This window comes from Actinomycetospora lemnae, assembly GCF_028737315.1.
In the GTDB taxonomy this organism is placed as follows: domain Bacteria; phylum Actinomycetota; class Actinomycetes; order Mycobacteriales; family Pseudonocardiaceae; genus Actinomycetospora; species Actinomycetospora lemnae.
This window is the reverse complement of sequence record NZ_JAQZAO010000003.1, coordinates 180965-204470: the sequence shown is the minus strand read 5'-3', so window position 1 is coordinate 204470 and position 23506 is coordinate 180965. Positions and strand designations below refer to the sequence as shown.

Sequence of the window (23506 nt, the reverse complement as noted above, 5' to 3'; positions counted from 1 at the left end):
CGTGGACGAACCGTGCCACGACGGATACCGTTACACCTTGTCATCGTTTCCTCGGAGAAGGACCTGTCGTGGCCACCACCCTGCCGCCTGCCGTCCGGGCCCCCACCTGGCCGCGGGTGCTGTGGCTCGCCGGCGCGGTCCTGCTCGTCGCGATGGTCGTGCACGTCGTCGCCCTCGTGCTGCTCGGCGGGCCGGTGAGCGGGCCGGTCTCGCTGCGCAAGCCCGCGACGTTCGCCGAGACCGGCTGGCTCCTGTGCTGGTCGGTCGCGCTGGTCCTGCCGCAGCTGCGCACTCGCGCCTGGCAGCGCCACGTCGTCGGCGCGACGGTGCTGGCGTTCGGGTTCGGCGAGACCGCGATCATCGGTGTCCAGGCGTGGCGGGGCGTCCCGAGCCACTACAACTTCGCGACCCCGCTCGACACCGCGCTCATGCGCGGCGGCGCGGCCGGCACCGCCGCGCTGTTCGTCGTCGGGATGGTCGTGCTGCTCGTCGCGACGCTGCGCTCGCGCGACGCCGCGCCGCCGCTACGTCTGGGCGTCGCCGCGGGTGTCGTGGTGCTGCTCGTGGGGTGCGCGATCGGCATGGTCATGATCTCCACCAACAGCGGCGTCTACCGCGGCGGCATCGGGAGCGGGTTCGGCCGCAGCGGTGCCTACCTCGGTCCCGACGCGGCCGTGGTCGGCCCCGACCTCGCCGGCTTCCGCGCGGCCACCGCGGGCGGGGACCTCGTGCTGCCGCACGCGATCGGCGTGCACGGGCTGCTGCTGCTCGCGGTGCCGGCGGTCCTGCTCGCGGGCACCACGCTGCGGGGGCGCCTCGCCCCGGTCGCGACGATGGTCGCGGCGGTCGGGGTGGCGCTGGCCGTGCTGCTCGTGCACGCGTTCCGGATGCTGCCGCTCGAGGCCCTCGGCACCCCCGCGCTGGTGGCGCTGGCGGCGTGCGCCGGGGCCTACCTCGCGGCGCTGGGCGTCACGGCGCCGGCGGTGCTGCGGCGGGCGTGATCGCGAGTTCGGTGACGAAACCGCCGATGTGCGGGGGCCGGTCACCGGGATCGTGATCTCAGCGTGCGGCGCAGGCGCCCCAGGAACGAGTCCGGGTCGCCCACCAGCTCGTGCCAGTGCGTGCGCAGGACGACCCGAATCGCGATCACGACCCCGGATCGCCCCAGATCGCGGCCGACGCCGCGAGGGGGTCGGGGACGTCGGTCGGATCGGGGTCCCAGCGGCGGGTGGTGCCGCCGGCGCCGTACCGCGGCCACCCCGGATCGCCGGTCGTCGCGAACGCCACCCACGCCCGCCGCAGCTCCGCCCCGAGCGCCCCCGCTGCGGCGGGTGGCGGCGCGCCGAGCATCCGCGCTGCGGGGCGGGTGTCGGTGGTCCCGAGCAGCAGCGGCACGTCGAGCCCGTGGCAGGCGCCGAGCCGCGGGCTGCGCCAGGCGAGCTCGGCGGTCCACACCGGGCCCGCGTGGGCGCGGGCGGTGCGCCGCGCGGGCAGCCGGTGCAGCGCGTCCGAGATCAGGAGCACGACGGCCTCCTCGACGTCACCGGCGAGGGCACGGTAGGCGTCGCCGGCCGCGCACTCCAGCCCGAATGCCGTCGCGACGTCGGCGGGGTCGGTGCCGGCGGGCGGGAGGGGGAACGACCGCGCCTCCTCGCGCATCCAGGTCACGAGCAGCGGCACGTCGGGACGCGGCCGCTGTGCGAGGCCCTCCCACGGCTGCCCGACGACGAGATCGCCGTCGACGACCGGCCCGAAGGCGCTCACCCCGTCGGCGGGCCCCCGCAGCGGCGCGTCCTGGGCGTCGACGATCCGCTCCGGGGGCAGGTCGAACCCGCTGACCGTCGGCGCGACGCCGAGCGCGGCGGCGAGGCGCGCGGTCACCCCGGCCGCCTCGTCGCGGGTGCGGAAGCCGCCGTGCACGCTCTGCGCGACCGCACGGTGCAGCAGCCCCTCGGTGGTGGGCGCGGCGAGCAGCACCGCCACCGACGCCGCGCCGCCGGACTGACCCGCGACCGTCACGCACCCGGGGTCGCCGCCGAACGACGCGACGTGCTCGTGCACCCAGGTCAGCGCCGCGACCTGGTCGAGCAGGCCCCGGTCCTCCGGCGCGCCGGGCAGCGACGCGAAGCCCTCGGCGCCGAGACGGAACCCGACCGTGACGACCACCGCGCCGGCCGCGGCGAGCGCGCCCCCGTCGTGCAGGGGCATCCGCGGCGATCCCCGCACCCACGCGCCGCCGTGGAACCACACGACGACCGGCAGCCCCGACCCGCCCGGGTCCGGCGTGAACACGTTCAGCGTCAGCGGCCCGAGGCCGTCCGCGGGGTGCCACGGTGACGGCGCGCCCGGCGCGGGCGGGCCCTGCGGCACGGCCGGACCGAAGGCCGTCGCGTCGCGCACCCCGTCCCAGCCGGTCACCGGCACCGGCGCCGCGAACCGCCGCGGCCCCACGGGCGCCTCGGCGTAGGGCAGGCCGAGGAAGACCCCGAGGCCGTCACGGTCGAGCCCGCGCACCCGTCCCGCCGACGTCGCCAGCTCCACGGGCCGGCACCGTAGTCGAGGCCCCCGCCCTGTCCGACGGATCCACGACGCCGCCGTCCGCTCCGCGCGAGGATCACGGCCATGACGACCGAGACCCGGCTGGTGCGCACCGTGATCGCCCGCGACTGGCGCGAGGTGTACGCCTACGCCGCCGACCCGCGCCACCTCGTCGACTGGGCCGCGGGGCTGGCGAGCGCGCAGGTCGAGCCCGCGCCCGACCGCCCCGGGACGTGGACCGCCGACTCACCGCTGGGGCACGTCGAGATCACCTTCGCGCCGGCCAACGACTTCGGCGTGCTCGACCACGTCGTCCGCCTGCCCGACGGCACCGACGTCGACAACCCGCTGCGCGTCGTGCGCCTCGACGACGGCGCCGAGGTCGTCTTCCACGTCCGGCGGCGGCCCGGGATGGGCGACGACGACTTCGCCGCCGACGCGGACGCCGTCGCCCGCGACCTGGAGACGCTGCGGCGCATCCTCGAGAACGGGAGCTGAACGTCCGGTCGCGGCGACCCACGATCGTCACCTGCGCGGGCTACGGTCCCCGTATGGCCGACCGCCAGCCCGAGTCCATCGCGTACCCCGGCCCCGGCTCGCGTCCGTTCCGGCGCGACCTCGAGCCGACGCTCCCCCACGTCATCGTGCTGTTCGGCTGCACCGGCGACCTCGCGAAACGCAAGCTCCTGCCCGGCCTCGCCTACCTCGCCGAGTCCGCGCTGGCGCCCCAGATCCGCATCGTGGGCACGGCGATGGAGGACATCGACACCGAGCAGTTCCGGGCCCTCGCCCACGACGCCGTGCAGAACTTCGGGATGCACCGGCTCGGGGAGGACGACTGGGAGGACTTCGCCGCCCGTCTGACCTACGTGCCCCAGAGCGCCGGGCCGGAGGGCCTCACCTCGGCGGTGAAGGAGGCGCAGTCGCAGCTCGGCGACGACGCGCGGCTGCTGCACTACCTCTCGGTGCCGCCGCGGGCCGCGCAGGCCGTCGTCGAGATGCTGCGCGACGCCGACCTCGTCGGCGGCTCCCGGGTGATCATGGAGAAGCCCTTCGGGCACGACTTCGAGAGCGCGGTCGAGCTCAACGACTTCGTGCACGAGGTCTTCGACGAGTCCCAGGTCTTCCGCATCGACCACTTCCTCGGCAAGGAGGCGGCGCAGAACATCCTCGCGTTCCGCTTCGCCAACGGGCTGTTCGAGCCGATCTGGAACCGCAACTTCATCGACCACGTCCAGATCGACATCCCCGAGGAGCTGGGGCTGGACACGCGCGCCTCGTTCTACGAGGCGACCGGTGCGTACAAGGACATGGTCGTCACCCACCTCATGCAGGTGATGGCGTTCGTGGCCATGGAGCCGCCGACGGCGCTCGAGCCCCGGTCGATCAGCGAGGAGAAGAACAAGGTCTTCCGCTCGCTGCTGCCGATCCATCCCGAGCACGTCGTGCGGGGGCAGTTCGGCGGCTACCGTGACCACCCCGACGTCGCGAACGACTCGGACACCGAGACGTTCATCGCGCTCAAGGTCGGGCTCGACAACTGGCGCTGGGCGGGCGTGCCGTTCTACCTGCGCACCGGCAAGCGCCTGGCCGAGGGCCAGCGGATCATCTCGATCGCGTTCAAGGAGGCGCCGCGCACGATGTTCCCGCAGGGCTCGGGCGTCGGCACCCAGGGCCCGGACCACCTGACGTTCGACCTCGCGGACTCCTCGCGCGTCTCCCTGTCGTTCTACGGCAAGCGCCCCGGACCCGGGATGCGGCTGCAGAAGCTCTCGATGCAGTTCTCCACCCAGGAGACCGGCGAGGCCGCCGACGTCCTCGAGGCCTACGAGCGCCTGATCCTCGACGCGATGCGCGGCGACCACACGCTGTTCACGACGTCGGAGGGCATCGAGTCGCTGTGGGAGCGTTCGATCCCCCTGCTCGCCGACCCGCCGCCGGTCAAGCCGTACCCGGTCGGTTCCTGGGGGCCGAACGCCATCCACCAGCTCATCGCGCCGAACGCCTGGCGCCTGCCGTTCGAGCGCGGCTGGCGGGAGAGGAAGTAGCCGGTCAGTCCGGCAGCATCGGCATCTCGAGCCCCTGGTCGCGCCCCAGCAGCGTGCCGCGCGTGACCGCCGAGAGGCCGTAGCGCTCGCGCACGTCGTCGACCGCGAGGTCCAGCGCTGCGCCGAGGGCCGGGGAGTGGTGGGCCTCCCCGGCGAACGGCAGCTCGAGCTGGGCGCCGCCGGTGTCGTCGAGGTTGCCGACGGCCACGCCGAGCATCGTCAGCCCGCGCTCGGCGATGAGCGGCGCGGCGGCCTCCGCGAGCAGGCGGACGGCGCCGAGGACCGCGTCGTGCTCGGCCGTCGCGACGGTGAGGGTGTGCGAGCGCGTCGCGCGCGTGAAGTCGGCGAACCGCAGCCGCAGGGTGACCGTGCGCCCGGTGCGCCCGGCACGGCGCATCCGGCGGGTCACGCGGTCGACGAGGCCCATGAGCACGGCGTCGGTGCGCTCGGGTGAGACGGGCCCGCGCCCGAGCGCGCGCTGCGCCCCCACCGAGCGGCGGCGCCGTCCGCCCTGCACCCGGCGGGGGTCGCGGCCGTGGGCGAGGGCGTCGAGGTGACGCCCGGCGGCGCGGCCGAGCAGGGACTCGAGGGTCGGGGCGCCGATCGCGGCCAGGTCGCCGACGGTGGTGACGCCGTGGCCGCGCAGCTTGCGCGAGGTCACCTCGCCGACGCCCCACAGCACCTCGACCGGCAGCGGGTGCAGGAACGCCAGCTCGCCGCCGGGCTCGACCACGAGCAGCCCGTCCGGCTTGGCGACCCGGCTCGCGACCTTGGCGAGGAACTTCGTGTTCGCCACGCCCACGGTGATCGGCAGGCCCACGTCGGCGGCGACCTCGCGGCGCAGCCGCGCCGCGATCTCCGCGGGCGGGCCGGCGAGGCGGCGCAGGCCGGAGACGTCGAGGAACGCCTCGTCGATCGAGATCGGCTCGACCAGCGGCGTCACCGAGTCGAACACGGCGAACACCGCCCGGCTCGCGCCGCTGTAGGCCTCCATCCGCGGCGGGACGACGACCGCGTCCGGGCACAGCGCACGCGCCATCCGCCCGCCCATCGCCGTGCGCACCCCGCGGGCCTTGGCCTCGTAACTGCAGGCGAGCACGACGCCCCCGCCGACGATGACCGGGCGCCCGCGCAGCGCGGGGTCGTCGCGCTGCTCGACCGAGGCGTAGAAGGCGTCGAGATCCGCATGGAGGATCGTCGGCTCGCCGGACACGAACACACGTTCGCACAACCGACCGACGACGGGCAGCGTCGACGGGATCTCTCCGTCCGCCGCCAAAAAATCTTCAACCGGTACTTGCACAAACCTGCAGACGGAGATACAACTATGGCATCGGAGTCCTCCACAGCGCAGTACGTCGAGGGAAGGAGATGACCGATCGTGCTGCTGAACTACGACCCCTTCGACCCGTTCCGCGCGCTCGAGCGCCTCGCCGGCGCCTCCCGGCAGCAGGCCGTGAGCGGGATGCCGATGGACGTCTACCGGGCCGGTGACCACTTCGTCGCCTCGTTCGACCTCCCGGGCGTCGACCCGGGCTCGATCGACGTCTCGGTCGACGGCAACGCGCTCACCGTCACGGCCGCGCGCACCGCGCCGAGCAGCGACGGCGACTACCTCGTCGCCGAGCGACCCCGCGGGCGCTACAGCCGCCAGCTCGTGCTGGGCCGCGACCTCGACCTCGACAAGCTCCACGCCTCGTACACCGACGGCGTGCTGACGCTGACGATCCCCGTCGCCGAGCGCGCCAAGCCGCGTCGCATCGAGATCGAGCACGCCGCCGCGACGACCAGCATCGAAGGGACCCCCGACGAGCACCGTGAGGAGGCGCCGACGTCCTGACACCCACCGACACAACACCCACACCGACCGACACCGACACGTGAGCACCCGCCGGGCGCCCCGGCGGGTGCTCACGCACGTCTCGCACCCAACTGCCCGGGAGGAGGGCCCATGGGCGTCGAACGGCTCGACGACCACGACTATCCGTCGCTGACCATCGGGCAGGCCGCCGACCTCATCGGCGTCGCACCGGCCTTCCTGCGCAGCCTCGACGCTGCCGACCTGCTGCACCCGGAGCGTTCGGAGGGCGGTCAGCGGCGGTACTCGCGCCGGCAGGTCGACTTCGCGGCCCGCGTGCGCGCCCTGTCCGACGAGGGGCACACCATCGCCGGGGCGGCGTCGATCCTCACGCTGCGCGGCGACCTCGCCGACGCGCAGCGCGACCTCGCCGCCGCGCGGGCGGAGCGCGACGAGGCCCGTGCCGAGCGCGACGAGGCCCGGGCCGACCTCGCCCGGGCGCACGACGAGCTGGAGGAGCTGCGCGCGGAGTAGGGCGAGCCTCAGTGCTGGGGTCGGTCCCGGAGGCGCAGGATCGGCACGGGCGGATCAGCCCACCACGACAGCGGTGGGCCCGCGCAGTCGGGTGACGATGGGGGGAACATGGCCCGCATGGCCACCACAGCCAGGCGCCGACGCCCGGCGGACCTCGTGCTCGAGGGCGGCGGGGTCAAGGGCATCGGGCTCGCCGGAGCGGTCGCCGCGATGACGGACCGCGGCTGGGAGCCGCACCGCATCTCGGGCACCTCGGCGGGCGCCCTCGTCGGGGCGATGGCCGCCGCGGGCGCGGCGGGCGAGCAGCTCGGCGAGATCACCGCACGGCTGAACTTCCGCGAGGTCGCCGACCGCAGCGGCATCGCCCGCCTCCCGCTCGCCGGGCCCGCACTCGCGTTCCTCGGCGGGCAGGGGCTCTACCAGGGCGAGTGGCTGCACACGTGGGTGGCCGAGGAGCTCGCCGCCCTGGGCGTGCACACCTTCGGCGACCTGCGGATCGACGACCCGTCGCTGCCGCCCGCGCAGCGCTACCGGCTCGTCGTCACGTGCTCGGACCTCACGCTCGGGCAGCTGGTGCGGCTGCCGTGGGACTACCGCACCGTGTACGGCCTCGACCCCGACGAGCAGCCGGTCGCCGACGCGGTGCGCGCCTCGATGGCGATCCCGTTCCTGTTCAAGCCGACGACGCTGACCAATGCGCGCACGGGCGTGACCTCCACGCTCGTCGACGGCGGGCTGCTCTCGAACTTCCCCATCGACTCGCTCGACCGCACCGACGGGCGCGAGCCGGCGTTCCCGACGTTCGGCGTCACGATCACCACGGCGCCCAAGCCCGGGATCGGCGACAACGTCGCGCTGTTCCACTCGCGGTGGTTCGACATCCCCCAGCCGGCGCCGCTGCGCCTGCTGGAACAGCTGATCACCACGATGATCCTCGGCCGCGACCAGGCCGTGCTCAACCAGCCCTGGGTCGCCGCGCGCACCATCCACGTCGACGCCGGCGCCGTGGGCCTGCTCGACTTCGGCATCACCCCGGCCCGCGCCCGTGCGCTCTACGACGCCGGCTACGTGGCCGCCGAGGAGTTCCTCGCCCGCTTCGACTGGCGGGCCTACAAGCGCCGCTTCCGGCGCGACAGCCAGGAGGCGATGGCCGGGTCGATCGGCGGGACGCGATGAGGCCCGCGCCGACGGCGCGCCGCGCCGGACGGGCAGACTCACCCGGGTGAGCACCGCCGGCGCGCGCGCCCGCGCCGAGCGCGCGGCGCGCGAGCGTCTCGTCACCTCGTTGCTGCGCGAGCTGGACCCGCCGGTCGCCCGGGACGGGGACACCCTCTTCCTGTCGGTCCCCGCCGGCACGCTCGGCGTGACGCTGCGCCACCGCTCCCCGACCGGGCACCACCGCCTCGCCGGCGCGGTCACCCTCGACGGGCGGCCCGCGAGCCACGACGAGGTGGTGCTCGCCGTCCTCGAGACCGTCGGGGAGGGCGAGCCGGTGGACCACCTCGCCGACATCGTCGCCGACAGCGTCGCGCGGACGGCCCGCTACCTGGACGCGCCCGCCGCCCCGACCGGCGACCGCACCCGCGACGCCGAGCAGGCGGTGCGCTACGGCCACCCGTTCCACCCCACCCCGAAGAGCGCCGAGGGCCTCGGCGACGACGACCTCGCCGCCTGGGCGCCCGAGCTGGGCGCCTCGTTCGTCCTGCACCACCTCGCGCTGCGCGACGACGTCGTCCTCGCCGACGGTGCGCCGCCGACGCCGCCGGCCGCGGTCGCGCCCCACGTCCCGGCCGGCTGGACCGCGCTGCCGGTGCACCCGTACCAGGCGCGCGTCCTCGCCCGTGACCCCACGCTCGCGCTGCTCGAGGCCGAGGGCAGCGCGCGGTGGCTCGGGCCGCTCGGCGACCCGGTGTGGCCGACGTCGTCGGTGCGCACCGTCGTCGACACGGTGACCGGGGCGTCGTGGAAGCTCCCGCTGCGCGCCCGCCTGACCCACTTCGTGCGCACCACCCCGCCCGAGCACGCGCGCCGGGCCCTCGACGCCGCGCGCGTCGTCGCGCACCTCCCGCCCCTGCCATCCGGGTTCGGCGTGATCGCCGACCTCGGCTTCGCCACCCTCGACCCCGCGGTCGGCGGCGAGCGGCTCGCCGCCGACCTCACCGTCATCGCGCGCGCCCCGTTCCCCGCGGGCGGCCCGCGGGTGCTCGCGGCGGTGCTCGAGGACGGGCCGGCGGGCGAGGAGCCGCCGCTGCTCGCGGACGTGCGGGCCGCCGGCGACGTCCACGCGTGGCTGCGGCGCTGGCTCGCCGTCTCGCTCGTGCCGATGCTGCACGTCTTCGGGTCGGCGGGCCTCGGGTTCGAGGCGCACCCGCAGAACACGCTGGTCGTCACCGACGACGACGGGTGGCCGACGGCGTGCCGGGTGCGCGACCTGGAGGGCGCGCACGTGCGCCGCGACCGCCTCCCGGCCGGCCTGGCCGCCGACTCGCCGCTGGTCTACTCGCCCGCGGAGGCGTGGCAGCGGCTGCGCTACCACGCGGTGGTCAACCACCTCGCCCTGCTCGTGGCCGTGCTGGGCCGGCACACCGTCGGCGAGGAGCCGCTGTGGGCGACGGTCGCGGCGGTGCTCGACGACGTCCGCGACCCCGCCGCCCGGCCCTGGGCCACGGACCTGCGCACCACCCCGACCCTGCCGGCCAAGGCCCACCTGCGCAGCTGGGCCGCCGGGCGCGGCGAGGACCCGATCTACGTCGAGGTGCCCAACCCGATCGCCGTGGAGGCTCGGTAGGGGTCGAGCCCCGTCGTGTGTCCCGGTGGAGGATGGCCCCATGAGCTTCACCCACGTCGTCACCTTCAGCTGGGCCGGCCAGGCGGCCGAGGACCCGTCCATCCCCGACGGCATCGCCGAGACCCTGCGCGGGTGGATCGCCGACGCCGATCTGCCCGGTCTGCGGTCGTGGACGTGCGGGCGGGACGCGGGCCTCGCCGAGGTCAACGCCGACTTCGCGGTGGTCGCGGTGTTCGACGACGTCGACTCCTACCTCGCCTACCGCGACGACGCCGAGCACCAGCGGATCATCCGCGAGCACATCGCGCCGTACGTGGGGCAGCGCACGACGGTGCAGTTCGCGGGGTGACGATCGGCCCCGCCGGATCCGGGGCATGATCGGGGCATGACGGGCTTCGAGCTCGGGACCGACGGCCCCGGCACCATCCTGGTCGGGGTCGACGGGTCGATCACGTCGCTGCGCGCCGGCGCCTACGCCGCGGGCCTGGCGCGCCGGCAGCACGCCCACCTGCTGGTGGTGACGGTGGCGACGACCTCGTCGCTCGCCGCGATGGCGCCCGGCGCGCTGGCGGTGCTCTCCGACACCGCGGAGCAGCTCGCCGCCGAGGTGCAGGACGAGGCCAAGCGCTACCTCGAGGACCTCGCGCTCACCGGCGAGCTCATCCGCGTCCAGGGCGACCCCTACGCCGAGATCGTCCGACTGGCCGACGAGCGCCGCGTCGACCTGGTGGTCGTCGGCGCCTCGACCAGCGCCGGTCACCGGATCGTCGGCTCGCTGGCCGGTCGGCTGGTGCGTGCGGGGAAGTGGCCGGTCACCGTCGTGCCGTGACGGGACGCGACGACGGGATGGAACGGCCCAGCGAATCACCCGGACGCACCAGCGAACGATCACGCAGGGCACCTACAGTGAGGCGGGTCACTTGTCCCTGCCCGCCCTCGAGGTCGCCGTGGCCACACCGCTCACGCCCGCCAGCCCCACCCATCTCGCGCCGTCGTACGCGACGCCGGCCTGGCTCCTGCGCGGGCTCACCAACGAGCCCGGCGTGCTGAGCCTCTACGCGGGGCGGCTGCGGCTGGTGACCGCGGAGGGGGTGGTGTTCGACGCCCCGCTCGGCGCGGTCGAGCGCCTCGCCTTCCCCTGGTACCAGGGCTCGGGCGGGCTGCGGGTGACGGTCGGCGGGCGGCGCCACCGGGTGACGCTGAGCCGCCCCAAGGGCGCCGCGTTCCCCGCCTCGCGCCTGCTCGACGCGGGCTCCCGCGCCGACGCGGGCTCCGACCGGGCCGCGCCCGTCACGGTGCACACCGCGCTGCAGGGTCGCGGCGCCGGCCGCGTGTGGCGCACGCTCCTCGACGCCTGAGCGCGCGCGGTCCCGCAGCGAACCCTGTCGGCGTGCTCGGCTGGACGTTCGCGGCTTCTGTGCGCGCGAACTCCGCGGTGATCAGCCCATGTTCGGCTGGCCGTTCGAGGCGCCCAGGCCGCCGTCGACGGGGATGTGCGCGCCGTTGACGAACCGCGCGTCGTGGCTCGCCAGGAACGCGATGACGTCGGCGACCTCGGCGGGCTCGGCCGGGCGCCCCATCGGGATGCGCCGGCGGAACGCGGTCATCGTCTCGTCGTCGGAGCGGATGCCCGCCGACATGTCGGTCGCGGTCAGGCTCGGGTGCACGGCGTTGACGCGCACGCCCTCGCTCGCGTGGTCGAGCGCCATGGCGTTGGTCAGGTTGGTGACCGCGCCCTTGGCGGCGTTGTAGGCGGCCATGCCCCAGTCGCCGCCGAGGCCCGACACCGAGCCGACGTTGACGATGCTGCCGCCGCCGGCCCGCAGGTGGGGCAGCGCAGTCTTCGAGGCGTAGAAGACGCCGTCGACGTCGGTGGCCATGACGCGGCGCCAGGCGTCGCTGTCGAGGTCGGCGACGGTGCCCGGCTCGGCGATCGCCGCGTTGTTGACCAGCGTGTCGAGCCGCCCGTGCTCGCCGACGACGTCCTCGACCAGCGACGTCACCGCCTGCTCGTCGGACGTGTCGGCGACGCGGGTGAGGATCGTCGAGCCCGCCGGCGCGTCGGCGGCGACCTTGTCGAGCTTCTCCTGCGTGCGCCCGGTGATGACCACCGTCGCGCCCTCGGCGCCGAAGCGGTGGGCGGTGGCGGCGCCGATGCCCGACCCGCCGCCGGTGACGATCACGACGGAGCCGGTGAACCTGCCGGTGGAGCGGCCCTCGGCCACGAGTCCTCCTCGGAACGGTTGAAGACTTGACCGTTCGCGGATACCCGCGTCTGCCGGCCTCACCCGTGGTGTCGAGCAGCTCACGTCGAGTGGCGGGTCAGCGGTACCTAGGTCACGCTGACCTACGTGTGGGTGGACGTGCTGCTCCTGGGTCAGCTGGCGCGACGGCCGGCGCACGGCTACGAGCTGCGCCGGCGCATCGAGGCGGCGACCGGCATCAAGCTGCACAACAACTCGCTCTACCCGGCGCTGAAGCGCTTCGGGGAGGCCGGCGCCGTCACCCGCACGCTCGAGCCGCAGGAGGGCCGCCCGCCCCGGCACGTCTACACGCTGACCGACGTCGGGCGGGAGCTGCTGCACGACCAGCTCGCCGACCTCCCCGACGAGCTCGCGGGCGACGAGGCCGAGTTCCTCGCCCGCCTCGCGGGGTTCGGGCGGCTCACCCCCGCCGAGCGTCGGGCCGTCCTCGACGCGCGGGGCCGGGTGCTCGCGGAGCGCCGGGCGCGCCTCGCGGGCCTGGCCGAGGCCGCCGCGCCCGCGTCCGCCGACGACCCCGACGCCGCCGACGACCCCGACGCCACCGACGACCCCTGGGCCGCGCTCGTCCTCGACGAGGTCCTGCGCCGCATCCGCGAGGAGCAGGGCTGGCTGGACCGGCTCGCGCTCCGCGCCGACGACCCGACCACCACCGACGTCCGCACCGAGGAGAGGCAGCGATGACCAACGGGACCACCATCACCACCTCGACCGCGCACGACGACGCCCCGGACCTGCCGCAGCTGCCGTTCCCGCGCGAGGACGCGCTGACGATCTCCCCGCTCTACGAGCGCCTGCGCGCCGCGGGCCCGATCACGCGGGTGCGCACGCCCGCCGGTGACGCCGTGTGGCTCGTGTCGCGCTACGAGGAGGCCAAGGCCCTCTTCGCCGACCGTCGCCTCGGGCGCTCCCACCCGCAGCCCGAGCAGGCCGCGCGCGTCTCCGACGCCGGCGTGATGGCCGGGCCCACCGGCGACCACGAGCACGAGGACGACGACCACACGAGCATGCGGCGCCTCCTCACGCCCGCGTTCTCGGCGAAGCGGATGCGCCGGCTGCACGACCGGGTCGCCGAGCTCGCGGACGGCCTCGTCGACGACCTGCTGGCGGCGGGGTCGGACGTCGTCGACCTGCACGCCGGGTTCTCCGTGCCGTTGCCGATCTTCGTCATCTGCGAGCTGCTCGGCGTGCCCGTCGAGGACCGTGCCTACTTCAAGGGCCTCTCGGAGCGGATGGCCACGCTGACCGGCGACGACCCGGCCGTCGCGCGCGCCGAGTTCGAGCGCTACACCGCCGGGCTCGCCGAGGCCAAGCGCGCCGAGCCCGGCGAGGACGTCATCTCCGACCTCGTCGCCGCCCAGGCGCACGACCCGCGCCTCACCGACACCCGGGTCGCCGAGCTGACCGCCGGCCTGCTGTTCGCCGGGCACGAGACGACGGTCAACCGGCTCTCGCTGGGCGTGGTCCTGCTGCTGGTCAACCCGGTCGTGCGCGACCGGCTCGTCGGCGACCCGGCCGGCTCGGTCGACGCGATCGTCGAGGAGGTCCTGCGCCTCGCCGAGCCCGGCGGGATGGGGCTGCTGCGCTACGCCCACGAGGACGTGACGGTCGGCGAGGGGGACGAGCAGGTCACGATCGCGCGCGGCGACGGCGTCGTCATCGTCACCAGCGCGGCCAACCGCGACGAGCACGCCTTCGACGCCGCCGGCGCCTTCGACCCCGATCGCTCGCCGAACCCGCACCTGTCGTTCGGGCACGGGCCGCACTTCTGCATCGGGGCGAGCCTCGCCCGCACCGAGCTGCGCGTCGGCCTGACGACGCTGTTCACCCGCCTGCCCGAGCTGCGCCTGGCCGTCGACCCGACCTCGCTGACGCTGCACACCGAGCGCCTCACCGGGGGCCTGGACGAGCTGCCGGTGCGCCTCGCCCCCGAGGCCGGCTAGAGCTCCTCGCGGCGGGTCACGAGCGTCTCGGCGACCTCGCGGAGCTTGACGTTGAGGTCCTGCGAGGTCCGCCGGAGCAGGTCGAAGGCCTGGTCGGAGGTCAGCCCACGGCGCTCCATGAGCACGCCCTTGGCCTGACCGATGACGTCGCGGCTCTGGAGGGCCTCGCGCAGCTGCGACTCCCGCAGCTCCGCGGCCGTCCGGGCCTGCACCGCGGCGATCGCCGTCGCGGCGTGGGCGGCGAGCACGAGGGCGTGGTCGCGGTCGGCGGCGTCGAGGCCGTCGCTGGTCCAGGAGTAGAAGTTCAGCGCGCCGAAGCGGGGCGGCTCACCACCCGGGAACATGCCGGTGGACAGCACCGCGCCGAGCCCGAGGCCCTCCGCCGCCTGCCTGCCGAACGTCGGCCACGGCGCGTCGGGGCTCGCCATGTGCGCCATCGAGGCGCCGACGCCGGTGCTGTGCATGGCGGTGTGGCTCGGGCCCTCGCCCACCTCGTCCTGCAGCGCGTCGGCCTTGTACGCGACGTCGTGGCTGGCCGCGACGGTGTCGAGCCGCCCGTCCGGGTTGCGCAGCACGACCGACACCACGTCGGCGCCGGGCACGATCGCCCGCGCGGCGTCCACGACCCGCTCGACGATCCCGACGACCCCCGTCTCGGCGGGGACGGCGAACAGGGCGTCGGCGAGCGCCACGAACGCCTGGGCGAGGCGCCCGTCGATCGCGCCGGAGCCCGACGTGCTGTCGAGGGTCATGTCGAGGTGCACCTTCACCGACTGTGCGGGAACACGGAACCTGCGGATTATCCGTGATCCCGCGCGACGGCCGGCGACCAGGTCGGCCCCGTCTCCCCCGGTGACCGGTCCGTCACCGTGCGATGAGCTGCCCCAGGCGCTTGGTGAGCTTGACGTTCTCGCTGTAGTCGACGGGGACGACGATGACCGAGGGCTTGTCGCGCTGGTCGAACGCCTCCTTGAGGGCGGGCCGCAGCTCGTCGGCGGCGCCGAGCCGCCGCGCGTGGCAGCCGAGACCCTCGGAGATCTTGACCAGGTCGGGCGACTTGAACTCGGTGCCGAAGTGACGGCCGAACTCGACCTCCTGCTTCCAGGAGATCAGGCCGTAGTCGTTGTCCTCCCACACCAGGTTCACCGGCGCGACGCCGAGGCGGGTGGCCGTCGCGAGCTCGGCGCCGTGCATGAGGAAACCGCCGTCGCCGGAGATCGTCACGACCCGCCGGTCGCCGGCGACCAGGGAGGCCGACACGCCGCCGGGCACCGCGATGCCCATCGAGCAGAACCCGTTGGAGATGATGCAGGTGTTCGGCGCGTAGGTCGGGTAGTGGCGCGCGATCCACATCTTGTGGGCCCCGACGTCGCTGATGAGGATGTCCTCGTCGCCCATCTCGGCGCGCAGGTCGGCGAGGATGCGCTGCGGCTTCATCGGGAAGTCGCCGGTCTCGCGCTCGGCGGACGCGCCGGCCTCCTGGATCTCCTCGGTGAGGTTGCGGCGTGCGCGCGCGTGGCCCTCGAAGTCGGGGAAGTGGTGTGCCTCGGTGAGGCCCTCGTTGATCGCCCAGAGGGTGGCGGCCACGTCGCCGACGATCTCGACGGTCGGCCGGTAGGACATGTCGACCTCGGCGGGGTCGAAGTCGATGTGCAGCAGGCGCTTGGTCCGGCCGATGTTCCAGCGGGCCGGGGGCCACTCGACCATGTCGTAGCCGACGGCGATGACCAGGTCGGCGGCCTCGAACACCTCGGTGACGTAGTCGCGCGACCCCAGCCCGACGGCGTAGAGGCTGCGCTCGTGGCGGTCGGACAGCGCGCCCTTGCCCATGAACGTCATGCCGGCGTAGATGCCGGTGGCCTCGACGAAGCGCTGGAGCTGGCGGCTGACCCGCGTCCGCACGCAGCCCTGGCCGACCAGCAGCACCGGGCGCTCGGCCCGGGCGATCAGGTCCAGCGCGGCGCTGATCGACTTCTCGTCGGGCACGGGCCGGCGGACCTTCTCCGGCGGCACGATCGGCGCGGACTCGACCTCGTGCTTGGCGATGTCCTCGGGCAGCTCGACGTGCGTCGCGCCCGGCTTCTCGGCGACGGCGAGCTTGAACGCCTTGCGCACGACCTCGGGGATCGTGCTCTCGTCCCGCAGCGACGTCGTCCACTTCGTCAGCGGGGCGAACATCTCGTTCACGTTCATCGCCTGGTGCGATTCCTTGTGCAGGCGCGTGGTGGCGCCCTGCCCGGTGATCGCCACGACCGGCGAGTTGTCCATGTTCGCGTTCGCCACGCCGGTGACGAGGTTCGCCGCGCCGGGGCCCAGCGTCGACAGGCAGACCCCCGCCTGCCCGGTGAGCCGCCCGTAGACGTCGGCCATGAAGGCCCCGCCCGACTCGTGGTGCGTGGGCACGAAGCGCACCGACGACTCGCGCATCGACATCAGGAGATCGGCGTTCTCCTCGCCGGGGACACCGAAGACGTACTCGACGCCCTCCGCCTCGAGACAACGCAGGAACAGGTCGCTGGCCCTCATGTGTCGGTCCACTCCCGAGGATCGGCGCGCATCGGACCACGGTTTGATGCCCAGGGTGCGCGCTCGGCACACCCCGGACAGCGTCCGGACTACCCCGAACCGGCCCGCGTGAGGGCGAGCTCGCGCGGAGAGCGGTTGCGCGAGCTCGTGCTCGTGCCCGTCCCCGCCCCGGTGTTCGACGCGTCGGTCCCGCCGTCGCCCGAGGCGCCGTCGCCGAGGGTGCCCGCTCCGCCGGGGCCGTCGGAGGCGCCGCCCTGCTCGGCGCCCGCCAGGTCCGACACCGACGCGAGGCTCTCGCCGATCTTGAGGTCGTTGAGGAACAGCGTCGCGGGCTGGGCGTCACCGTCCGCGTCGCGGTAGATGCCCGTCTTCAGGTAGTCGAAGGAGTCGATCATCGTGCCGCGCGGGGGGCGGAAGTCCTGGAGGACCTGCTGCCCGTCGCGGTGGACCGACACCGACCCGCCGCCGACCTCGAACTCGATGTCCAGCTGCACGGCGAGGTTGCGGCCGGCCTGCACGGGACCCAGGTCGCGGACCCGGTCGCCGACGTTGGCCAGCCACAGCCGGCCCTCGACGATCTCCAGCGCCACCGGGGGCGAGGTGTTGGTGCCGCCGTCGTGCAGCTGCCACACGACCTGCCAGTCCGGCGTGTCCACCGGGAAGTCCGGCGGCAGGAAGGCGCTGTAGCCGAAGAACAGGTGCTGGCCGGCGCGGATGTCCTGCGCCTCCTCCGGGCGCACCTCGGACCGCTTCGCGCCGTCGGGCACCTCGAGCTTGACCACCTGCCGGCCCGGCACGTTGGGACTCTCGACCTCCTCCGGGTCCAGCCCGCCGCCCTCGACGTTGCCGCCGTTGGACTCGCGGAACCCGGCGAGCCCGGACGTCAGCGCCCACAGCGCGCCGGTGTCCCCGCCTTCCGAGCCGGTGCCGGTGCTGCTCCCGGCGTCGGCGTCCTCGTCCCCGTCCGTGCTGTTGCCGCCGCTGCCGCCGTCGCTCGCGCGGCCGGTCCCTCCGTCACTCGCGCTGCCGGAGCCCCCGGCCCCGCCCGACGGGGCCCCCGTGGTCGTGCTGGGCCGCGTCGTGCGGTCTGAGCTGCCGCCGCCACCGTTCGACGAGCCCTCGTCCGGCGGCGTCGTCGATCGCGGCTGGGACCCCGTGCCGTCCTCCGCCGCGGCGCTCCCGCCGCCGCCACCGGTGCCACTGCTCCCGCCGCCGCCACCGGTGCCACTGCTCCCGCCCGAGCCCCCGGACCCGGTGCCGCCCGTCCCACCACGGCCGGCGGCCCCGCCCTCGTCGGGCGGCGTCGTGGACCGCGGCGGGGAGGCGGAGCCGTCGTCCGCCGCGCCCGAGCCGCCGGAACCCGAGCCACCGGACCCGGCGCCCGTTCCTCCGCGGCCCGCCGCGTCGTCCTCGTCCGGCGGCGTGGTCGGACGCGGCGGGGACACGGCGCCGTCGTCGCCCGTGTCGGGGTAGAGGTCGTCGGGGTAGGGGTCACCGCCCGCGGGCGGCTGCGTGGCCCCGGGACCCGACCCCGGCTGCCCGGACCCGTCGGGCACGGTCCTCTCCGGCGCCGTCGTCTCGGGCGCCGTCGTCTCGGGCGCCGTCGTCTCGGGCTCCGTCGTCTCGGGCGCCGTCGTCTCGGGCGCCGTCGTCTCGGGTGCCGTCGTCTCGGGTGCCGTCGTCTCGGGTGCCGTCGTCGGCGGGCCCGTTCCGGTGCCACCCGGCTCGCCGGTGTCGTCACCACCGGGCGCCGTCGTCCCCGGTGCCACGGTGCCGGCACCGGGCGGGCCGGTCGTGGTGGTCGCCCCCGCGGACCCTCCCGGCGCCGGGGTGGCCGCCCCCGGCGTGCCCGTCGGCGCGGCGCCGGTGGACGCGGGCGCGCCGGCGGGGTCGGCGGCGGGTGCCCCGGACCCGGCCGCGGGGGGCAGCGAGCTGATGAGCCGGCCGAGCGAGTCGGACGCCCAGCGCGTGACCGGGGTGTTCGGCGCGACGTCCAGCCGCGCGTACCCGGTGTGGGCGGGCGCGGCGACGGCCTGCTCGAGCGGGGGCGTGGTGGTGCCCGGCGCGGTCGAGCACACCGGGTCGCCGGGCGCGCAGACCTGGATGGTGCGCGACGCCAGCGACCCGAACCCGCCCTCGCGCGCGGGCAGCACGCCCTGCCCGTCGACGCCGTCGGGGACGGTGCGGACGGAGGGATCGCGGGCGGGGTCGCCGAACAGCCCGACGGCGACGACCCGGTCGGCGGGGACGCGCGCCTCCTGCCCGCTCCCGATCCGCGCGGCGACGTCGCCCGCGACCTGGGCCCCCTGCGAGTAGCCGAAGAGCATGACCCGGCTGCCCGGACACCCGGCGAGCTGCGCGGCGACCTGGTCGGCGAGCGCGGTGACCGCCTGCTGCTCGCTCGCGGCGTACGACTCCCCCACCTCCGGCCCGGGCACGGCGACCACGGCCAGGCGGTTGCCCACCTGCCCCACCAGCGGCTCGGTCAGCGCCGCGAGCGTCTCGCCGCCGGCCGCGCCGCTGCCGTTGACCGCGAACAGCGTCACGTCCCGGCACTCGGCGGGCGCGCCCGGCGCCGCGAGCGTCACCACGCCCGTCCCGCCGGAGAGCAGCGCCACGACGAGCACCGCCGCGACGGCGAGGACGCCGACCGGCGCGTGTCCGACGAGCCCGCCCCGCACCGACCGCCGCATCTCGCCCTCTCACCGGGATGCCCGGCCGTGGCCGGGGCGGGGCGGGGACCGGCCGGCGGCACCGACGGACGGCGCAGCGCGGCACGGGTCGCCCTCGCGCGGTCAGCTTCGGTGACCGTCGCGGCGCGTGGGTGCGGTTCCGGAGAACTCGTCGCGACCGTTCCCGATCGCACACGCCCCGCAAGGGCTAACCGAGCGCGTCACGCAGGAACGCGACCTGCAGCAGGAGCAGGTTCTCGGCCACGACCTCCTGCGGAGTCATGTGCGTGACGCCCGACAGCGGCAGCACCGTGTGCGGGTGCCCGGCCGCGAGCAGGGCCGAGGAGAGCCGCAGCGTGTGCGCGGCGACGACGTTGTCGTCGGCCAGGCCGTGCACGACCATGATCGGCCGCTGCGGGTCGCGGGTGCCGGGGTCGGACAGGATCGACGACCGTTCGTAGGCCTCGGGGTCCTCGTCGGGGTGGCCGAGGTAGCGCTCGGTGTAGTGGGTGTCGTAGAGGCGCCAGTCGGTGACGGGCGCCCCGGCCACCGCGGCGTGGAAGACGTCGGGGCGGCGCAGCACCGCGAGGGCCGCGAGGTAGCCGCCGAACGACCAGCCGCGGATGCCCACGCGGTCGAGGTCGAGGTCGCCGACCTGCTCGGCCGCCGCGTGCAGGGCCGCGACCTGGTCGTCGAGCACCGGCGTCGCGAGGTCGCCCCGCACCGCCCGCTCGTAGGCCGGGCCCCGTCCGGGCGTGCCGCGGCCGTCCGCGACCACCACCGCGAAGCCCTGGTCGGCGAACCACTGCGAGGTCAGGAACATCCCGCGCGTCGCCAGGACCCGCTGCGAGTGCGGGCCGCCGTACGGGTCGAGCAGGACCGGCAGCTTCCGCGAGCCCGGCCGGTGGTCGCGCGGCAGCAGGACGGCGACCGAGGGACCGCCCGGGTCGGTCGCGACGCGGCGCACCGCGGGCTCCAGGCCCGGCGACTCGGCGTGCGACGTCACGGCCACCGACCGCCCGTCGCCGCGCAGAACGGTGGTGCGGGTGCCGTCGGTGTCGAGGTCGCCGCCCGCGAGCACCGTCGTCCCGCCCGCGCGCCGGCCGCCCCACACCCCGTGCTGCGGGCTCACGCGCGCGGCGCCGTCGGCGCGCGACCACGTCCACAGCGTGCGGTCCTCCGGGCGCTCCGCGGCGCTGAACAGCACGACGTCGCCGTCGACGTCCGCGACGGCCTGCACCTGCAGCCCCGGCGGGGTCACCGGCTCGTCGCCGACCAGCAGCCGGCGGGTGTCGTCGCGGTCGGCGCAGCGCACGAGGGAGCCGTCGGCGAGGTGGGCGGGCACGCCGGGGACGAGGTCGACCCACACCGCGTCCTCGTCGGACACGAGCACGCCGGAGGTGCCCTCGTCCGGGTCGACGCGGCGGACGTCGACCCGGCGCTGGTCGCGGGTCGAGACGGTCACGAGCAGGTCGTGCGTGTCCCACGTGACGTCGGCGAGGTACTCCGTGCCCTCGCCGAGGTCCACGGGGACGCGGGTGCCGTCGAGGTCGACGAGGTGCAGGGTCACCATCGCGTTCGGCGTACCGGCGGCGGGGTAGGCGTTCTCGACGGGACGCCGGTCGGGGTGCGCCGGGTCGGCGATCCACCACCGCGGCACGGGGGTGTCGTCGACGCGGGCGACCGCGAGCTGGCTGCCGTCGGGCGACCACCAGTACCCGCGGTAGCGGTTCATCTCCTCCGCGGCGACGAACTCCGCGAGCCCCCACGTGATGTTCGGGCCGTCGTCCGGGTCGGGCCCGGCGAGGACGTGCGTCGTGCCCGTGGAGAGCTCGTGGACGTGCAGGGTCCCGCCGCGCACGAACGCGACCCGGGCGCCCGTCGGGTCCGGCCGCGGGTCGACGACGGGGCCGTCGACCGGCAGCGGCGCGGGCTGCGCACCCGGCACCAGCTCGACGGTGAACGCGCGGCCCGAGAGCACGAACACGGCGAGCCGCGCGGCCGCGTCGAGGGCGTACTCGACGACGCCGCCGGACTGCTCGCGCACCCGCTCGCGCCTCGCGCGCTCCTCGGGCGGCAGGTCCTCCTCGCCGGGCACGTCGAGCTCGCGGGGATCGACGAGCAGGTGCTCCTCCCCCGAGGCGACGTCGAGCAGCCAGAGGCAGGTCACGGGGTCGTCGCCGGCCCGGCTGCGCAGCAGCACGACCCGCGCGCCGTCGGGCGAGACCGTCGGGCGCCGGGGTGCGCCGAGGGTGAACCGGCGGGTGGCGGCCTGGCGGCGCGGGAAGGAGGCCGGAGGAGCGGACGCGGCGGGGTCGGCGGGCACGCCCCGCAGTGTGCCGCGCGGCCGACCGCGACGGGCGAACCCGGTCGCGGCCCTTGGATAGGCTCGCAGCCGTGGTGGAGACGGAGCGGCGCATCGCCCTGACCGGGATCAAGCCCAGCGGCGAGCCGCACCTGGGCAACTTCGTCGGCGCGATCCGGCCGGCGCTCGAGCTCGCGCGCACGGCGGAGTTCGAGTCGCGGTACTTCATCGCCGACGAGCACGCGCTCACCGGCACGCCGGCGTCCGGCGACGTCGCCGCGTGGACCCGCTCGGTGGCCGCGACGTGGATCGCCGCCGGCCTCGACCCCGAGCGCACGATCTTCTACAAGCAGTCCGACGTCCCCGAGACCTTCGAGCTGACCTGGATCCTGTCCTGCGTCACGGGCAAGGGACTGATGAACCGCGCCCACGCCTACAAGGCCGCGCGCGACCGCAACACCGCCGCCGGCGAGGAGCCCGACGCCGGGATCAACCTGGGTCTCTACAACTACCCGGTGCTCATGGCCGCGGACATCCTCGTCATGGAGTCCGACCTCGTGCCGGTGGGCCGCGACCAGCTCCAGCACGTGGAGATCGCCGCCGACGTCGCGGGCAGCTTCAACCACCGCTACGGCGACGTGTTCCGGCTGACCGTCCCCGAGGCCGTCGTGCCGCCCGAGACCACGGGTCACACGCTGCCCGGGCTCGACGGCCGGAAGATGAGCAAGTCGTACGACAACTACATCCCGCTGTTCCTGCCCGCGCCGCAGCTCAAGAAGCTGGTGCGTCGCATCCCGACCGACTCGACGCCGGTCGAGGCGCCGAAGGACCCGGACTCGTCGGCGGTGTTCCAGATCCTCGCCCAGTTCGCCGACCCCGACGTCGTCGCGGACACCCGCAAGCGGCTCGAGGCCGGCGGCGTCGGGTGGGGCGAGCTGAAGAACCAGCTCGCCGAGGTGCTGGAGGCGCAGCTGGGTCCGCTGCGGGCGCGCTACGAGGAGCTGGTCGCCCCCGGGAGCGAGCTCGACGCGATCCTCGCCCGGGGCGGGGAGGTCGCCCGCGAGCAGGCGTCGCGGGTGCTGCGCGGCGTGCGGCGCGCGGTGGGCGTCGAGGTCTGACGGCTCGGGTCAGCTGAGCGTGGCGCGGTCGGCGGGCGCGGCCCGTCGCGGCGCCGGCAGGTCGGCCGGCTCGTCCCAGCCGCCCTGGCGCTCGAGCTCCTCGAGCGTCTCGGGGACGGCGGGGAGCTCGCCCACCCACAGGCGCAGCGGGCCGGTGTCGAGGGGGCGCAGGGCGCCCTCGGGGTCGGTGGCCTCCGCCCGCCGGCGCAGCCACGTCCCGAGCGCCAGCGCGGTGACCACCGAGGCCAGACACCACACGACGACGAGGACAGCGACCCACACGAGGACCGGCACGAGCACCTCCGACATCGGGGAGCGGGACGCGGTGACCGAGCGTGCCCGGGGGACCACCGCGTGCGTTGCCCAGAGGATGACATCCCCGAGGTGCCGCAGGGGACGTTCTCACTCGATCGGACGTCCCGACTCCGACCGTCGGGCGCATCACAGCGACCATCTGATGCGAATTTTGACCGTTCGGCGCCCCGCAGGGCCCGTTCGTCGCGGAGACGGTGTCGCCGCTGAACGCGCTCTCAGCTCGCGTCCAGGGCAGCGGCGATACGCCCGGCGATCGCAGCCGACTCGTCCGGGGAGCCGTACGGGTGCCGGGGTCCGAGGAAGAACCGGAGCCCGTCCTTGGGACGGCGCGGGATGACGTGCAGGTGCAGGTGCGGCACGGACTGGCTGATGACGTTGTTGATCATGATCAGCGACCCCGGCGCCTCCATCGCGGACTCGACCGCCCGCTGGAGGCGCTGGGCCAGCGCGAAGAACCCGGGCACCTCCTCGGGCGGCAGGTCCGCGAGGGTCGGGACGTGCGTGCGCGGGACGAGCAGGACGTGCCCGTGGAAGACCGGCGAGGTGTCCAGGAACGCCTTGGTGGCCGGTCCGTCGTGGACGACGTCGGCCGGCGCGTCCCCGGCGACGACCGCGCAGAAGGCGCAGGGCTTGGTCGGGCGCGGCGGCACGGGCCGAGCC

Annotated in this window: 22 protein-coding genes; 13 read left to right on the top strand and 9 right to left on the bottom strand. The window is 75.3% G+C overall.

Annotated elements, in window-relative coordinates; translation table 11 throughout:
* The first annotated feature begins 68 nt into the window (after positions 1–68).
* Complete coding sequence (locus PGB27_RS07870) at positions 69–1001, top strand: hypothetical protein (protein ID WP_274199807.1); 933 nt, start codon at positions 69–71, stop codon at positions 999–1001.
* A 145-nt stretch (positions 1002–1146) separates the two neighbouring features.
* On the opposite strand, the gene PGB27_RS07865 is transcribed toward PGB27_RS07870, so the two are convergent.
* On the bottom strand, positions 1147–2541 hold the full coding sequence (locus PGB27_RS07865) for a carboxylesterase family protein (RefSeq protein WP_274199806.1): 1395 nt from the start codon (positions 2539–2541) through the stop codon (positions 1147–1149).
* Positions 2542–2622: 81 nt separating this feature from the next.
* Here PGB27_RS07865 and PGB27_RS07860 point away from each other — a divergent pair, with 81 nt between their 5' ends.
* The gene (locus PGB27_RS07860) at positions 2623–3036 is read left to right on the top strand and encodes an SRPBCC family protein (protein WP_274199805.1); all 414 of its coding nucleotides are present in this window, start codon (positions 2623–2625) and stop codon (positions 3034–3036) included.
* A gap of 53 nt (positions 3037–3089) precedes the next feature.
* Complete coding sequence (zwf, locus tag PGB27_RS07855; RefSeq protein ID WP_274199804.1) at positions 3090–4586, top strand: glucose-6-phosphate dehydrogenase; 1497 nt, start codon at positions 3090–3092, stop codon at positions 4584–4586.
* 4 nt (positions 4587–4590) lie between these two features.
* On the opposite strand, the gene dinB is transcribed toward zwf, so the two are convergent.
* Positions 4591–5805 carry a DNA polymerase IV gene (dinB, locus tag PGB27_RS07850; protein ID WP_274199803.1) on the bottom strand — a complete coding sequence of 405 codons (1215 nt, stop codon included), beginning with the start codon at positions 5803–5805 and terminating at the stop codon, positions 4591–4593.
* A 162-nt stretch (positions 5806–5967) separates the two neighbouring features.
* Here dinB and PGB27_RS07845 point away from each other — a divergent pair, with 162 nt between their 5' ends.
* The 7 genes from PGB27_RS07845 to PGB27_RS07815 all read left to right on the top strand — a co-directional run bounded on the left by PGB27_RS07845 (position 5968) and on the right by PGB27_RS07815 (position 11064).
* Positions 5968–6426: an Hsp20/alpha crystallin family protein gene (locus PGB27_RS07845; RefSeq protein WP_274199802.1), complete on the top strand. Its 459-nt coding sequence runs from the start codon at positions 5968–5970 to the stop codon at positions 6424–6426.
* Positions 6427–6537: 111 nt separating this feature from the next.
* Positions 6538–6918, top strand: coding sequence for a MerR family transcriptional regulator (locus tag PGB27_RS07840; protein ID WP_274199801.1), 381 nt, complete (start codon positions 6538–6540; stop codon positions 6916–6918).
* A gap of 117 nt (positions 6919–7035) precedes the next feature.
* Positions 7036–8094, top strand: coding sequence for a patatin-like phospholipase family protein (locus PGB27_RS07835; RefSeq protein ID WP_274199800.1), 1059 nt, complete (start codon positions 7036–7038; stop codon positions 8092–8094).
* A 46-nt stretch (positions 8095–8140) separates the two neighbouring features.
* A complete protein-coding gene (locus PGB27_RS07830; protein ID WP_274199799.1) occupies positions 8141–9706 on the top strand; it encodes an IucA/IucC family protein in 1566 nt (521 codons plus the stop codon).
* Positions 9707–9746: 40 nt separating this feature from the next.
* Entirely contained in the window at positions 9747–10055 is a 309-nt protein-coding gene (locus PGB27_RS07825) for a Dabb family protein (protein ID WP_274199798.1), read from the top strand.
* A 36-nt stretch (positions 10056–10091) separates the two neighbouring features.
* Positions 10092–10535, top strand: a complete 444-nt coding sequence (locus PGB27_RS07820) for a universal stress protein (RefSeq protein ID WP_274199797.1) — start codon at positions 10092–10094, stop codon at positions 10533–10535.
* Positions 10536–10626: 91 nt separating this feature from the next.
* Positions 10627–11064: a hypothetical protein gene (locus tag PGB27_RS07815; RefSeq protein WP_274199796.1), complete on the top strand. Its 438-nt coding sequence runs from the start codon at positions 10627–10629 to the stop codon at positions 11062–11064.
* Between the two features lie 81 nt (positions 11065–11145).
* Here the strand turns inward: PGB27_RS07815 and PGB27_RS07810 are convergent, their stop codons facing one another.
* Positions 11146–11931 (bottom strand): SDR family NAD(P)-dependent oxidoreductase, encoded by a 786-nt coding sequence (locus PGB27_RS07810; RefSeq protein ID WP_274199795.1) that lies wholly within the window; start codon positions 11929–11931, stop codon positions 11146–11148.
* Between the two features lie 126 nt (positions 11932–12057).
* On the opposite strand from PGB27_RS07810, the gene PGB27_RS07805 reads away from it, so the two are divergent.
* The gene (locus tag PGB27_RS07805; RefSeq protein WP_274199794.1) at positions 12058–12651 is read left to right on the top strand and encodes a PadR family transcriptional regulator; all 594 of its coding nucleotides are present in this window, start codon (positions 12058–12060) and stop codon (positions 12649–12651) included.
* The gene (locus tag PGB27_RS07800; protein WP_274199793.1) at positions 12648–13910 is read left to right on the top strand and encodes a cytochrome P450; all 1263 of its coding nucleotides are present in this window, start codon (positions 12648–12650) and stop codon (positions 13908–13910) included. The genes PGB27_RS07805 and PGB27_RS07800 overlap by 4 nt, the downstream gene beginning before the upstream one ends.
* On the opposite strand, the gene PGB27_RS07795 is transcribed toward PGB27_RS07800, so the two are convergent.
* From PGB27_RS07795 to PGB27_RS07780, 4 genes are all read right to left on the bottom strand, one after another.
* The gene (locus PGB27_RS07795; protein WP_274199792.1) at positions 13907–14662 is read right to left on the bottom strand and encodes an ANTAR domain-containing protein; all 756 of its coding nucleotides are present in this window, start codon (positions 14660–14662) and stop codon (positions 13907–13909) included. The genes PGB27_RS07800 and PGB27_RS07795 overlap by 4 nt on opposite strands.
* Positions 14663–14774: 112 nt before the next feature.
* Entirely contained in the window at positions 14775–16436 is a 1662-nt protein-coding gene (locus PGB27_RS07790; RefSeq protein WP_274199791.1) for an acetolactate synthase large subunit, read from the bottom strand.
* A gap of 89 nt (positions 16437–16525) precedes the next feature.
* Positions 16526–19129 carry a cutinase family protein gene (locus tag PGB27_RS07785; RefSeq protein ID WP_274199790.1) on the bottom strand — a complete coding sequence of 868 codons (2604 nt, stop codon included), beginning with the start codon at positions 19127–19129 and terminating at the stop codon, positions 16526–16528.
* 187 nt (positions 19130–19316) lie between these two features.
* Positions 19317–21434, bottom strand: coding sequence for a S9 family peptidase (locus tag PGB27_RS07780; RefSeq protein WP_274199789.1), 2118 nt, complete (start codon positions 21432–21434; stop codon positions 19317–19319).
* Between the two features lie 71 nt (positions 21435–21505).
* Between PGB27_RS07780 and PGB27_RS07775 the strand changes: the two genes are divergently transcribed.
* On the top strand, positions 21506–22531 hold the full coding sequence (locus PGB27_RS07775) for a tryptophan--tRNA ligase (RefSeq protein ID WP_274199788.1): 1026 nt from the start codon (positions 21506–21508) through the stop codon (positions 22529–22531).
* Between the two features lie 9 nt (positions 22532–22540).
* Here PGB27_RS07775 and PGB27_RS07770 read toward each other — a convergent pair whose 3' ends face one another.
* Together PGB27_RS07770 and PGB27_RS07765 are read right to left on the bottom strand one after the other, a co-directional pair.
* Positions 22541–22840 carry a hypothetical protein gene (locus PGB27_RS07770; RefSeq protein WP_274199787.1) on the bottom strand — a complete coding sequence of 100 codons (300 nt, stop codon included), beginning with the start codon at positions 22838–22840 and terminating at the stop codon, positions 22541–22543.
* A gap of 221 nt (positions 22841–23061) precedes the next feature.
* Positions 23062–23496: an HIT family protein gene (locus PGB27_RS07765; RefSeq protein WP_274199786.1), complete on the bottom strand. Its 435-nt coding sequence runs from the start codon at positions 23494–23496 to the stop codon at positions 23062–23064.
* Positions 23497–23506: the final 10 nt, after the last annotated feature.

Excerpts from the sequence above, each read along its gene's own strand:
- PGB27_RS07860 (WP_274199805.1), top strand. The coding sequence starts at position 2,623 with ATGACGACCGAGACCCGGCTGGTGCGCACCGTGATCGCCCGCGACTGG.
- zwf (WP_274199804.1), top strand. The coding sequence starts at position 3,090 with ATGGCCGACCGCCAGCCCGAGTCCATCGCGTACCCCGGCCCCGGCTCG.
- PGB27_RS07840 (WP_274199801.1), top strand. The coding sequence starts at position 6,538 with ATGGGCGTCGAACGGCTCGACGACCACGACTATCCGTCGCTGACCATC.
- PGB27_RS07835 (WP_274199800.1), top strand. The coding sequence starts at position 7,036 with ATGGCCACCACAGCCAGGCGCCGACGCCCGGCGGACCTCGTGCTCGAG.
- PGB27_RS07825 (WP_274199798.1), top strand. The coding sequence starts at position 9,747 with ATGAGCTTCACCCACGTCGTCACCTTCAGCTGGGCCGGCCAGGCGGCC.
- PGB27_RS07820 (WP_274199797.1), top strand. The coding sequence starts at position 10,092 with ATGACGGGCTTCGAGCTCGGGACCGACGGCCCCGGCACCATCCTGGTC.
- PGB27_RS07800 (WP_274199793.1), top strand. The coding sequence starts at position 12,648 with ATGACCAACGGGACCACCATCACCACCTCGACCGCGCACGACGACGCC.
- PGB27_RS07795 (WP_274199792.1), bottom strand. The coding sequence starts at position 14,662 with ATGACCCTCGACAGCACGTCGGGCTCCGGCGCGATCGACGGGCGCCTC.
- PGB27_RS07790 (WP_274199791.1), bottom strand. The coding sequence starts at position 16,436 with ATGAGGGCCAGCGACCTGTTCCTGCGTTGTCTCGAGGCGGAGGGCGTC.
- PGB27_RS07785 (WP_274199790.1), bottom strand. The coding sequence starts at position 19,129 with ATGCGGCGGTCGGTGCGGGGCGGGCTCGTCGGACACGCGCCGGTCGGC.
- PGB27_RS07770 (WP_274199787.1), bottom strand. The coding sequence starts at position 22,840 with ATGTCGGAGGTGCTCGTGCCGGTCCTCGTGTGGGTCGCTGTCCTCGTC.